The 12,557-nt window shown below is 60.7% G+C and carries 11 protein-coding genes; 7 read left to right on the top strand and 4 right to left on the bottom strand.

The features are described 5' to 3' along the window. Positions 1-101: 101 nt before the first annotated feature. A complete protein-coding gene (gene trhA, locus ACMXYH_RS30360; protein WP_095127102.1) occupies positions 102-719 on the top strand; it encodes a PAQR family membrane homeostasis protein TrhA in 618 nt (205 codons plus the stop codon). Between the two features lie 59 nt (positions 720-778). Here the strand turns inward: trhA and ACMXYH_RS30355 are convergent, their stop codons facing one another. Beyond that, on the bottom strand, positions 779-1,741 hold the full coding sequence (locus ACMXYH_RS30355; RefSeq protein WP_415765818.1) for a LysR family transcriptional regulator: 963 nt from the start codon (positions 1,739-1,741) through the stop codon (positions 779-781). Positions 1,742-1,848: 107 nt separating this feature from the next. On the opposite strand from ACMXYH_RS30355, the gene ACMXYH_RS30350 reads away from it, so the two are divergent. The 3 genes from ACMXYH_RS30350 to ACMXYH_RS30340 are packed head-to-tail and all read left to right on the top strand — an operon-like array spanning position 1,849 to position 4,389. After that, positions 1,849-3,090, top strand: a complete 1,242-nt coding sequence (locus ACMXYH_RS30350) for a D-amino acid dehydrogenase (RefSeq protein WP_415765817.1) — start codon at positions 1,849-1,851, stop codon at positions 3,088-3,090. Between the two features lie 18 nt (positions 3,091-3,108). After that, the gene (locus ACMXYH_RS30345; RefSeq protein ID WP_134420638.1) at positions 3,109-3,459 is read left to right on the top strand and encodes a RidA family protein; all 351 of its coding nucleotides are present in this window, start codon (positions 3,109-3,111) and stop codon (positions 3,457-3,459) included. A 27-nt stretch (positions 3,460-3,486) separates the two neighbouring features. Next, a complete protein-coding gene (locus tag ACMXYH_RS30340) occupies positions 3,487-4,389 on the top strand; it encodes a transporter substrate-binding domain-containing protein (RefSeq protein WP_192409174.1) in 903 nt (300 codons plus the stop codon). 75 nt (positions 4,390-4,464) lie between these two features. Here the strand turns inward: ACMXYH_RS30340 and ACMXYH_RS30335 are convergent, their stop codons facing one another. Both ACMXYH_RS30335 and ACMXYH_RS30330 read right to left on the bottom strand, forming a co-directional pair. Next, positions 4,465-5,184 (bottom strand): 16S rRNA (uracil(1498)-N(3))-methyltransferase, encoded by a 720-nt coding sequence (locus tag ACMXYH_RS30335; RefSeq protein WP_415765816.1) that lies wholly within the window; start codon positions 5,182-5,184, stop codon positions 4,465-4,467. A gap of 176 nt (positions 5,185-5,360) precedes the next feature. Then, positions 5,361-6,767 carry an adenosylmethionine--8-amino-7-oxononanoate transaminase gene (locus ACMXYH_RS30330; RefSeq protein ID WP_046045254.1) on the bottom strand — a complete coding sequence of 469 codons (1,407 nt, stop codon included), beginning with the start codon at positions 6,765-6,767 and terminating at the stop codon, positions 5,361-5,363. A 223-nt stretch (positions 6,768-6,990) separates the two neighbouring features. On the opposite strand from ACMXYH_RS30330, the gene ACMXYH_RS30325 reads away from it, so the two are divergent. From ACMXYH_RS30325 to ACMXYH_RS30315, 3 genes are all read left to right on the top strand, one after another. Beyond that, positions 6,991-8,748 carry a flavin monoamine oxidase family protein gene (locus tag ACMXYH_RS30325; protein ID WP_415765815.1) on the top strand — a complete coding sequence of 586 codons (1,758 nt, stop codon included), beginning with the start codon at positions 6,991-6,993 and terminating at the stop codon, positions 8,746-8,748. A 263-nt stretch (positions 8,749-9,011) separates the two neighbouring features. Then, entirely contained in the window at positions 9,012-9,563 is a 552-nt protein-coding gene (locus ACMXYH_RS30320) for a cytochrome b (protein ID WP_129440399.1), read from the top strand. Between the two features lie 32 nt (positions 9,564-9,595). Then, positions 9,596-10,189, top strand: a complete 594-nt coding sequence (locus ACMXYH_RS30315) for a YceI family protein (protein ID WP_415765814.1) — start codon at positions 9,596-9,598, stop codon at positions 10,187-10,189. A 289-nt stretch (positions 10,190-10,478) separates the two neighbouring features. Here ACMXYH_RS30315 and ACMXYH_RS30310 read toward each other — a convergent pair whose 3' ends face one another. Then, on the bottom strand, positions 10,479-12,362 hold the full coding sequence (locus tag ACMXYH_RS30310) for a DEAD/DEAH box helicase (RefSeq protein ID WP_129440403.1): 1,884 nt from the start codon (positions 12,360-12,362) through the stop codon (positions 10,479-10,481). Between the last annotated feature and the right edge of the window lie 195 nt (positions 12,363-12,557).

The following is a 12,557-nucleotide window of genomic DNA, read 5'->3' as shown; positions in this document are numbered from 1 at the left end:
CGAGGCTGCGATTTTTCAAGATCAAAAGATCGCAGCCTCGTTTCACTCGACAGCTCCTACAGTTTGCGCGATGTTGCAGTGAATTTTGAGGTGAGCAACACATGTATCACGGGGAAAGATTGAACGCCTGGACGCATCTGGTCGGGGCGGTGGCAGCGGTGGTCGGGGTGGTGTGGATGTTGGTGATCGCCGGCATGGACGGGAGTCCGTGGAAGATCGTCAGCGTGGCGATTTACGGGTTTACCTTGCTGGTGCTTTACAGCGCGTCGACCGTTTATCACAGCGTGCGTGGGCGCAAGAAAGCGATCATGCAGAAGGTCGATCACTTTTCGATCTATCTGCTGATTGCCGGCAGTTACACGCCATTCTGTCTCGTGACGCTACGCGGGCCGTGGGGCTGGACGCTGTTTGGGATTGTCTGGGGATTGGCGCTGATCGGCATCCTGCAAGAAATCAAACCGCGTTCGGAAGCGCGGATTCTGTCGATCGTGATCTACGCGGTGATGGGCTGGATCGTGCTGGTGGCGGTCAAACCGTTATTGGCGGCGTTGGGCAGTACAGGTTTCGCCTGGCTGGCGTCGGGCGGCGTGCTGTACACCGTGGGCATTATCTTTTTTGCGCTGGATAGTCGTTTACGCCATGCCCACGGGATCTGGCATCTGTTCGTGATCGCCGGGAGTTTGCTGCACTTCGTGGCGATTCTGTTTTATGTCTTGTAGATCGCACTGCAGCTATTTGAAAAACCTGTGGGAGCGGGCTTGCTCGCGAAAGCGTCAGGTCAGTCGACATCATCGCTGGCTGATCCACCGCATTCGCGAGCAAGCCCGCTCCCACAGGGGTACAGGTGATCCAGTTGTGCCTGCGCCCGTCGGCTGAACACCTGCAACAAGTCGCTCAGGGTGTGGGGCGGCGGTTCGTCGGCGCGAGTGACCGCATACAACGTGATCGGTAACGCGGGTGCCAGAGGGCGAATCGCCGTAGCGGCGGGGGACGCGCCGAGCGCGGTAAACGGGTCGATCACCGCTAGCCCTGCCCCGGATTCAACCATCGCCCGCGCCAGCGAGTAGGTCTGCACGGCGATGCGAACCCGTGGCGGCGGATCGACCGCCTCAAGGTAGCTGTCGAGTCTGGCCGCCAGCGGGTCGGCGCTGGACAGGCCGATCAGCGGCGCTCCGGCCAATTCGCTCAACGGCAACGGTTGGCTCAAGGCGTCGTCGGCCCAATAACCCAACGGCGCCAGTGCCACCAAAACCCCGCAGGCCAGGGCTTGCGCCTTCAGGCCCGGATGATCCGGCGGCTGCAAGGTCAGCGCGACATCCACTTCGCGCATCAACAAATTCTGCATCAGCTCACGGCTGTGGGCGCTGGACAGTTCGCAGACGATGTCCGGGTAGCGTTGCGTCCACTCGTTGATGGCCGGCGGCAGCAGCGACAGGGCCAGCGCCGGGATCGCGCCGATCCGTACGCTGTGCCCCGGCTCGCGCCGCAGGCTCTGGGCCAGACGTCGCACGCCTTGCAGACTTTCGGTGACCTTGTCGACTTCGCGTTCAAGCTCCAACGCTTCGGGCGTGGCCTGCAATTTACCGCGCACCCGCAGGAACAACGGAAAGCCCAGTTGCTGCTCGGCGTGTTGCAGCACTTTGCTTACCGCCGGTTGCGATACGTGCAGCAACTGTGCGGCGCCACTGACCGAACCGGTCTGGCGAATGGCCTGGAAAATCTCGATGTGTCGCAGTCGCATGGCAAGTCCATAACCTTTGTTTATGGGGCAGGCATCTTTATGCATTGTTCAACGGCTGTCACCTGGTCCTAACCTGAGGTCTGTTTCAACAACGGTTAAGGACAGACATGGCTCAGCGGGTTTGCATCATCGGTGGTGGCGTCATCGGGCTGACGACGGCTTACGCACTGGTGCGCGACGGCATCGACGTGACGCTGATCGAGGCCCGGGACTCGCTGGGCAGCGAGACCAGTTTCGCCAACGGCGGCCAGTTGTCCTACCGTTACGTCGCGCCGCTGGCCGATGCCGGCGTACCGTTGCAGGCGCTTGGCTGGATGCTGCGCGGTGACTCGCCGTTGAAGCTGCGCCCGCGCCTGGACCCGGCGCAATGGCGCTGGATGGCGTCCTTCCTGGCGGCTTGCCGTCGTTCGGTGAATCAGCGCAACGGCGCGCACCTGCTGCGTCTGGCGCTGCTGAGCCAGGCCACGCTGCAAGGCTGGCGCGAAGAAGACCGTCTCGACGGTTTCGACTGGCGGCGCAACGGCAAACTGGTGACGTTTCGTGAAGCCGCGAGTTTCGAACACGCTCGCCATGGCCTGGCTGATCCGCGACAGCAGCACGTGCTGTCGCGGGCCGAATGCGCCCAACTGGAGCCTGCACTCGCCGAGGCGCCGTTTGTGGGCGCGATTTATACCCCCGACGAGGAGGTCGCCGACTGCCATGCTTTCTGTCAGCAACTGTTGGCTCGACTCCAGGCGTCGGGGCGTTGCGAGTTTTTGCTCGGCCGCAAGGTCACCGGCATTCGCCACGCGGACGGTGCGGTGCAGGCCGTAGAAATGGGTTCGCAGGTGCTGCCGGTCGAACAACTGGTGATTGCCGCCGGACATCGCAGTCCGGCGCTGGCGTTGCCGGGCATGAACCTGCCGCTGTATCCGCTCAAGGGCTACAGCCTGACCTTGCCCATCCGCGCTGAACATCGCTCGCCGGAGCTGAGCATCACCGATTACAACCGCAAGATCGTTTACGCCCGCATCGGTGAACAACTGCGCGTGGCGGCAATGGTCGACATCGTCGGCTTCGACACGGCGCTCGACCCCAAACGTCTGGCGCTGATCAAGCGCCAGGCGCAGGAAACCTTACCGAATGCTGGGGATTACGCCGCCGCCATCGAATGGGCCGGCATGCGCCCGGCCACCCCCAGCGGCGTGCCGTTGATCGGGGCCACGGTGTATCGCAACCTGTGGCTCAACCTCGGCCATGGCGCCCTGGGTTTTACCCTGGCCTGTGGCAGCGCCCGGTTGCTCAGCGAGTTGATCGCCCGGCGCACACCTTCAATCGAAATGCAGGGCCTCGCCCCCCGCGTCGCCTGACTTGAAAAGGAAAAACCGATGAACATCAACCGAATCAACAGCAACAGCCGACTCTCTGGCGCGGTGACCTTTGGCGATCTGGTGTTTCTCTCGGGACAGGTTCCGGGTGACAGCACCGACGTCACCGGCCAAACCGCCGAAGTGCTGGCGAAAATCGATGCGTTGTTGGCCGAGGCTGGCAGCGACAAGGATCATCTGCTCAACGCGACCATTTACCTGAACGACATTGGCCGCGACTTTGCCGCCATGAACGAGGTCTGGTCGCAGTGGCTGTCACCGGGCAACGCACCGACCCGCACCACTGTGCAGGCGCTACTGGCCCGTCCAGAGGTTCTGGTGGAAATCACCGTGATCGCCGCCCGCCGCTAATCGCCTTACCCACAACGGAGAATAACAATGCAAAAAATCACGTTGATCGGCTGCACCCTCGGCCTGCTGCTCGCCAGCCAGGTCCAGGCCAACGAAGCGCCGCTGACCGGCACGCTGAACAAGGTCGCCAATGCCAAGAGCATCACGCTGGGTTATCGCGATGCGTCGGTGCCGTTCTCCTACGTGGGTGATCACACGGGGCAGCCGATGGGCTATTCGGTGGACCTGGCGAGCAAGATTGTCGAGCGCATCAAGCAAAAGCTTGAGCTGCCGGATCTGCAGGTGAAGTACAACCTGGTGACCTCGCAAACGCGCATTCCGCTGGTGCAGAACGGCACGGTCGACCTTGAGTGCGGCTCCACCGGCGTGACGGCCGAGCGTATGCAGCAAGTGGCGTTTTCCTACGGGTTCATCTACGTGAAGGGTCAGTTGCTCACGGCGAAGGACAGCGGCATCAAGAGTTTCGCCGACTTGCGTGGCAAGAACGTCGTGACCACCGCCGGCACCACCAACGAACGTTTTCTGAAGAGCTACAACGTCGATCACAAGATCGATATGTTCGTGATCAGCGCCAAGGACCACGGCGAAGCCTTCCAGATGTTGCAGTCAGGTCGGGCGGCGGCGTTCTATATGGATGACGCGCTGCTTTACGGCGAACGCGCCAAGGCCCGCGATCCGCATAACTGGGTGGTGGTGGGCGAGGAGCAGTCGCGGGAAATCTACAGCTGCATGGTGCGAAAGGATGATCCGCAGTTTCTTGAGTTGGTGAACTCGACACTCGCCGATCTGTACAGCTCGGGCGAGATCAACGGCATCTACCAGCGCTGGTTCCAGCAGCCGATTCCGCCCAAAGGCCTGAACCTGGAATTCCCGATGACCAGCGAACTGAAAGCAATCATCGCCAAACCGGTGAGTGATCCGGTGCAGTAATCGCCTCTTGATCCTTGCACGCTCCCACTTTGGAATGCATACCCCTGTGGGAGCGAGCTTGCTCGCGATGGGGCCCTAGAAGTCACCCCACAACTGTTGGGCAACCGCAAGCGCAACCACTGGCGCGGTCTCAGTCCGCAATACCCTTGGCCCAAGCCGTGCGGCGTGAAAACCGCCAGCCTTGGCCTGCTCGACTTCAGCGTCGGACAACCCGCCTTCCGGGCCGATCAAAAACGCCAGCGTCGCCGGTTTCGAATGGCTCACCAATGGTTCGGCCACCGGATGCAGTACCAGTTTCAATTCGGCCTCCGTCTGCTTCAACCAATCCGCCAACAGCAGCGGCGGATGAATCACCGGCACCCGTGAGCGTCCGCATTGCTCGCACGCGCTGATCGCAACCTGGCGCCAGTGCATCAGGCGTTTGTCGGCGCGCTCATCCTTCAGCCGAACTTCACAGCGGTCGCTAAAAATCGGGGTGATTTCAGTGACGCCCAACTCGGTGGCTTTCTGAATCGCCCAATCCATCCGCTCGCCACGGGACAAGCCCTGGCCGAGGTGGATCTGCAAGGGCGACTCGACTTGCCCGGCGAAGCTTTCATCGATCTGCACGACGACGCGCTTCTTGCCGACCTCCACCAGCGTGGCGCGAAACTCATGGCCCGAACCGTCGAACAGTTGCAGCGCATCACCCTCGGCCATGCGCAACACGCGGCTGATGTAATGGGCCTGGGCCTCGGGCAACTCGTGTTCGCCAGTGCTCAAGGGGGCGTCGATAAAGAAGCGGGACAGTCTCATGCTGGGTCTCTGGAAAGTGTTAATCATCTGAATCGGTGTCGACTTCATTCGCGAGCAAGTCGAATCGTCGCACCGCCGCTCTCACATTGGAATGCGGTCAACTGTGGGAGCGGCGGTGCGACGATTCGACTTGCTCGCGAAGGCGGCGGCCCGGACACCACAGAATCCCAAATAACCTAGCCCGGATCTCGGAAGCCCGGGTGGAAGTCTTTCGGCACCGAAACACTGACGCTATCGCGAGTCGCGATGTCGATGCCTTCGCTGGCCACTTCGGCCAGAAAGTCGATCTGCTCCGGTGTAATCACATACGGCGGCAGAAAGTACACCACGCTGCCCAACGGTCGAAGTAAAGCACCACGCTCCAGCGCATGCTGGAACACTTTCAAGCCGCGGCGTTCCTGCCACGGATAAGCTTCCTTGGTGGCCTTGTCCTTGACCATCTCGATGGCCAGCACCATGCCGGTCTGACGCACTTCCGAAACGTTCGGGTGATCGGCCAGGTGCGCAGTGGCGCTGGCCATGCGCTGAGACAGGGCCTTGTTGTTCTCGATGACGTTGTCTTCTTCGAAGATATCCAACGTCGCCAATGCCGCCGCGCACGCCAGCGGATTGCCGGTGTAGCTGTGGGAGTGCAGGAAGGCGCGCAGGGTCGGGTAGTCGTCGTAGAAAGCGCTGTAGACATCTTCGGTGGTCACGCAGGCCGCCAACGGCAGGTAACCGCCGGTCAGGGCCTTGGACAGGCACAGGAAGTCCGGGCGGATGCCGGCCTGTTCGCAGGCGAACATCGTCCCGGTGCGGCCGAAGCCGACGGCGATTTCGTCGTGGATCAGGTGCACGCCATAGCGGTCGCAGGCTTCGCGCAGCAGTTTCAGGTACACCGGGTGGTACATGCGCATGCCGCCGGCGCCCTGAATCAGTGGCTCGACGATGACTGCCGCGACGGTGTCGTGATTCTCGGCCAGGGTTTGTTCCATGGCGGCGAACATGTTGCGCGAGTGTTCTTCCCAGCTCATGCCTTCCGGGCGCAGGTAGCAATCGGGGCTCGGCACCTTGATGGTGTCCAGCAACAGGGCCTTGTAGGTTTCGGTGAACAGTGGCACGTCGCCCACCGACATCGCCGCCATGGTCTCGCCGTGGTAGCTGTTGGTCAGGGTGACGAAGCGCTTCTTGTTCGGCTGGCCGCGGTTGAGCCAATAGTGAAAGCTCATTTTCAGCGCGACTTCGATGCAGGACGAACCGTTATCGGCGTAGAAGCATCGGGTCAGGCCTTCCGGCGTCATCTTCACCAGGCGCTCGGACAACTCGATGACTGGCTGATGACTGAAACCAGCGAGGATCACGTGTTCCAGCTGATCGACCTGGTCCTTGATGCGCTGGTTGATCCGCGGGTTGGCGTGACCAAACACGTTGACCCACCAGGAGCTGACGGCGTCGAGGTAACGTTTGCCTTCGAAGTCTTCCAGCCAAACGCCTTCACCGCGTTTGATCGGGATCAGCGGCAGCTGTTCGTGGTCTTTCATCTGGGTGCAGGGATGCCACAACACCGCGAGATCGCGTTGCATCCACTGATTATTCAGGCCCATTTTCAGTCTCCTCGAGGCGGCTCGCGACGTGCGCGGGCAAACAATCGCGCAAGCCTATGCAATGCGTGACGTGGGGACAACCCATTGTGTGGATTGAGCTACTTTGTATAGGTGGATAGACGTCGCTGGCGGCCTTTTGATGGCTGACGTATTCTTCGCGGTTCTTTGAGTCGTCTGACTCGCAAAACCGCTATTTCCTACGTGTATTTCCGGAGTTCGCTGAATGTCTGCTGGTTGGCTGCGCGCCTGTGCGCTGGTGATGTTGGGGCTGTTCAGCGTGTCTGCGCTGGCCAAGGATAAAACGGCGATCGTGATCGGCGGAGGGCTGTCTGGCCTCACCGCGGCTTACGAACTGCAAAACAAGGGCTGGCAGGTGACCCTGCTGGAAGCCAAGCCGAGCATGGGCGGTCGCTCCGGCATGGCCACCAGTGAGTGGATCGGCAACGACAAGACCCAACCGGTTCTGAACAAGTACGTATCGACCTTCAAGCTGAGCACCACGCCGGCCCCAGAGTTCGTGCGGACCCCGGGCTACCTGATTGACGGTGAGTATTTCACCGCCGCCGATCTGGCCACCAAGCAGCCGGCCACCAGCGACGCGCTCAAGCGCTACGAAAAGACTCTGGACGATCTGGCGCGCTCGATCGAAGACCCGCAGAACCCCGCGGCCAACAGCACGCTGTTCGCGCTGGACCAGATCAACGTGGCCAACTGGCTCGACCGTCTGAATCTGCCGGCCACGGCTCGTCAGTTGGTGAATCAGCAGATTCGTACCCGTTATGACGAACCGTCGCGCCTGTCGCTGCTGTACTTCGCACAGCAAAGCCGCGTTTACCGTGGCGTTGCCGACCGTGACCTGCGCGCTTCGCGTCTGCTCGGTGGCAGCCCGGTGCTGGCACAGGCCTTCGTCAAACAACTGAAAACCATCAAGACCAGCTCCCCGGTCTCGGCCATCACCCAGGAAAAGGACGGCGTAACCGTCAAAGTCGGCAGCGTTGGCTATCAGGCTGACTACGTCGTCGTGGCCGTGCCATTGCGCGCCCTGAACAAGATCCAGATGACTCCGTCGCTGGATGCCCAGCACATGGGCGCGATCAAGGGCACCAACTACGGTTGGCGCGACCAGATCATGCTGAAATTCAAGACGCCAGTGTGGGAAAGCAAGGCGCGGATGACCGGCGAGATCTACAGCAACGCCGGTCTGGGCATGTTGTGGGTCGAGCCGGCGCTGAAGGGCGGCGCCAACGTGGTGATCAACCTGTCCGGCGACAACGCGCGCGTGATGCAGGCTTTCGGCGACAAGCAGATGGTCGATCAGGTGTTGATCCGTCTGCACGCCTTTTATCCACAGGCGCGCGGTTCGTTCACCGGTTACGAAATCCGCCGCTACAGCACCGACCCATCGATGGGCGGCGCTTACCTGGCGTTCGGTCCTGGCCAGATCAGCAAGTACTGGCGTCTGTGGGAGCGTCCGATTCAGCGTGTAGCCTTTGCTGGCGAACACACTGACACCTTGTACCCGGGCACGCTGGAAGGTGCATTGCGCACCGGTCAGCGGGCAGCCAGTCAGGTAGAAGACCTGGCGGCCGGCAAGTCGTTTGAACCGGCGAAAGTTGTTCCGGCAGCGACCGTTGCGGCGGCCGGCGCGGTGGCAGCGAAGAAAGGCAACTTCTTCACCAACCTGTTCATTGGTTCTGACGACAAACCGGCACCGGTCAAGGCGCCAGAACCAGTGGCTCCGGTTGCTCCGGCACCGGCTCCAACACCTGAGCCGGCCCCAGCGCCTGCTCCGGTCGAAGCGCCGAAACCAGCGGCACCGGTGAAAGCTGAACCGGCCAAAAAAGCCCCGGCCAAAAAGCCTGCTGCCAAAACCGAGGCCAAAAAGGCTCCGGCAAAAGCGCCGGCGAAGAAAGCTGAACCGGCTAAGAAACCAGCGGCCAAGCCCGCTGCGACTCCGGCGACGGATACCAAAGCGCAGTAAGCTTTGGGACTAAAAAACGCGGCAGAAATGCCGCGTTTTTTTATGTCCTGAAGAAAACCAATATCAAGAATCGAATAAATCTTGGGGCGCAGGTGTTCCTTAGTTGGACTTCATTTTTTCTTACACATTGGTCTTTAATCTTTCCTTAACTCACCTATTTCAGACTCTTGATCGTATTTCTCGATATTTCAAAGCGAAATTTTCCGCTTTAACTCGATAGATAACTCGATAGTCTTGTTCGCAGTTCTCACAGGATTTGGGCAATGCAGCTACGTAATTCTTCTTCGCGCTACGGTTGGGTCAGCATCTTTATGCACTGGGGCGTGGCGCTGGCGGTCTTCGGTCTGTTTGCGTTGGGCTTGTGGATGGTCGGTCTCGACTACTACAGCACCTGGCGCAAAGACGCGCCCGACTTGCACAAGAGCATTGGCCTGGTGTTGTTAGCCGTCATGGTTCTACGGGTGCTGTGGCGTTTCATCAGTCCGCCGCCGCCAGTACTGGAAAGCTATAACCGCATGACGCGCATTGGCGCCAAGTTCGGGCACTCGTTCCTGTATCTCAGTCTGTTTGCTGTGATGATTGCCGGTTACCTGATTTCCACCGCAGAAGGTGTCGGGATTCCGGTGTTTGGCCTGTTTGAAGTTCCTGCACTGGTGTCCGGACTACCGGACCAGGCAGACACCGCCGGTGTGATTCATCTGTATCTGGCGTGGATGCTGGTAATTTTTTCCGGCCTCCATGCGTTGGCAGCACTGAAACACCACTTTATCGATCGTGATGCGACCCTCACTCGAATGCTGGGGCGCAAAGCTTGACGTTCAACCTCGACTCCAAAGGAATAGAAAGCATGTTGAAAAAGACTCTCGCCGCTCTGGCAATCGGTTCTGCTCTGCTGTCCGCCAACGTGATGGCGGCCGACTACGTCGTCGACAAAGAAGGCCAGCACGCCTTCGTTGACTTCAAGATCAGCCACCTGGGCTACAGCTTCATCACCGGTACCTTCAAGGATATCGACGGCAAGTTCAGCTTCGACGCTGCCAAGCCTGAAGACAGCAAGATCGAGTTCAACGTGAACACCGCCAGCGTGTTCACCAACCATGCCGAGCGCGATAAGCACATCGCCAGCGGTGATTTCCTGGATGTGAGCAAGTTCGCCAAAGCCACGTTCGTTTCCACCAGCGTCAAATCCACCGGCAAAAACGCCGCGGGTAAAGACACTGCGGACGTGACCGGTGACCTGACCCTGCTGGGCGTGACCAAGCCAGTCGTGGTCAAGGCCACTTTCCTGGGTGAAGGCAAGGACCCATGGGGCGGCTACCGTGCCGGCTTCGAAGGCACTACCAGCATCAAGCGTTCCGATTTCGGCAAGCAGAAAGACCTGGGCCCACAGTCCGACGCGGTCGAGTTGTACGTGACGTTTGAAGGTGTCAAAGCGAAATAACTTTCGCTGCTAAAACAAAAACGCCCCCGATCTTGCGATCGGGGGCGTTTTTTATTGCCTGGCGCAATACGCACAGGCGATGAGATCAAGTGTGGGAGCGGGCTTGCTCGCAAAAGCGGTGGGTCAGTCGCCATCAATGTTGAATGTTCAACCGCTTTCGCGAGCAAGCCCGCTCCCACATTTGTTCTTTGGTGAATCCGGTATTTGCGCCTGACTTCAGGGCCGCTACGCAGAAAACAAAAATGCCCCTGATCTCGCGATCAGGGGCATTTTTTGTTACTGCGTTAAATCAGCGATTGCGGGTCAGCAACGCTGGCTTCTCGCCGCGCGGACGGCCTGGCAGTTGATCAAGTTGCTCAGGAGTCGGGAAACGATCGGTTTTCGACTCCTTGTGAATGATCTTCGGTGCCGGGCCGCGCGGGTTTTGCACTGCAGGTTCCGAACGCGGCTGATCGTCGGTGCGGGCAGGGCGGCGGTTGCGGGACTCTTCGCGACGGGCCTGGCCGTCACGTGGAGCACCATTGCGTGGGCCGCTGCGCTTGGCCGGCGGAGTGCCGGTGGTGGCGCCATCGCTGCTGCGTGGGCCGCTTTGACGACCCTGAGGCTTGCCGCCGCCGGTGCGCGGAGCACCTGCACCAGCTGTCGTGCCTTGTGCCGGAGCACTTGGACGGCGGCCACGGCCCTGAGCCGGTTTGGCTTGAGGAACGTAATCGACGCGGTTACCGAAGTTATCGATATCGTCGTCCAGGAACTCGTCCGGAGCACGGTCTGCGGCAGCAGCGCGTGGTGCTGGACGTTGTTGCTCGCGAGCCGGAGTGCCTTCGCGTGGCTTGTGTTCACGCGCCGGGCGATCGCCACGGCCAGTGGCTGCAGGTTTTTCCTTGCCGCCCTTGTCCTTGCCCTTGTCTTTACGACCGCCGCCACCGCCAGTGCCGTTCGGACCGTCGCCGCGCGGGCCACGTGGGTTGCGCGGGTTACGCACATCCGGACGCTCGCGGACTTCAGGCTTCTCGGCTTCTACAGCGCTGGAGTCGAAGCCCATCAGGTTGCCGTCGGCAATCTTCTGCTTGGTCATGCGCTCGATGCTTTTCAGCAACTTCTCTTCGTCCGGGGCAACCAGCGAGATCGCCTCGCCCGAACGACCGGCACGGCCAGTACGGCCGATACGGTGAACGTAGTCTTCGTCGACGTTTGGCAATTCGAAGTTGACCACGTGTGGCAACTGGTCGATATCCAGGCCGCGAGCGGCGATGTCGGTGGCGACCAGGATGCGCACTTCGCCGGCCTTGAAGTCGGCCAAGGCTTTGGTGCGAGCGTTCTGGCTCTTGTTACCGTGGATCGCAACGGCGCTGAGGCCGTGTTTGTCCAGGTACTCGGCCAGACGGTTGGCGCCGTGCTTGGTGCGGGTGAACACCAGCACCTGTTCCCAGGCACCTGCGGTGATCAAGTGCGCCAGCAGCGAACGCTTGTGGCTGGCAGCCAGGCGGAATACGCGCTGTTCGATACGCTCGACCGTGGTGTTCGGCGGCGTGACTTCGATGCGTTCCGGGTTGTGCAGCAGCTTGCCGGCGAGGTCGGTGATGTCTTTGGAGAAAGTCGCCGAGAACAGCAGGTTTTGACGTTTGCTCGGCAGACGAGCCAGGACCTTTTTCACGTCATGGACGAAGCCCATGTCGAGCATGCGGTCGGCTTCGTCCAGCACGAGGATTTCCACGTGGGACAAATCGACGCTGCCTTGGCCGGCGAGGTCGAGCAGGCGGCCAGGGCAGGCCACCAGCACGTCAACACCGCGGGACATGGCCTGAACCTGCGGGTTCATGCCGACGCCGCCGAAGATGCAGGCGCTGACGAACTTCAGGTCACGGGCATAGACCTTGAAGCTCTCGTGTACTTGAGCCGCGAGTTCGCGGGTAGGGGTCAGGACCAGTACGCGCGGTTGGCGCGGGCCGTGACGCTGGGATTTGTCCGGGTGACCGTTGGGGAACAACCGCTCCAGAATCGGAAGGGCGAAGCCGCCGGTTTTACCAGTACCTGTCTGAGCCGCGACCATCAGGTCGCGACCTTGCAACACGGCGGGAATGGCCCGCTGTTGCACCGGAGTAGGCTCGGTATAGCCCGCTGCCTCGATGGCGCGGACTAAAGCCTCGGAGAGACCGAGGGAAGCAAAGGACATGAGTAATCCTGTTTTAGTTAGGGCTTGGCCCAATGGGAGTCTTGCCTGGCGCGAATGGCGTTTAAGAGGAACGCAATCCCGTCCGGTCCTGCTGGGCCAAGAAGGCTCATCTGGAGTGCTCGCGCGGGCTGAAAAGCTGCGCTGTAGCGGGGTCGAGATGCCTTGAACAAGTCCGAGCGTCCGGGCGTGAGCCTG

The sequence above is a fragment of the Pseudomonas frigoris genome (assembly GCF_047758635.1).
Taxonomy (GTDB): Bacteria; Pseudomonadota; Gammaproteobacteria; order Pseudomonadales; family Pseudomonadaceae; genus Aquipseudomonas; species Aquipseudomonas frigoris.
Note: the sequence above shows the minus strand (reverse complement) of the source record. Positions and strands in the feature narration are given on the sequence as shown.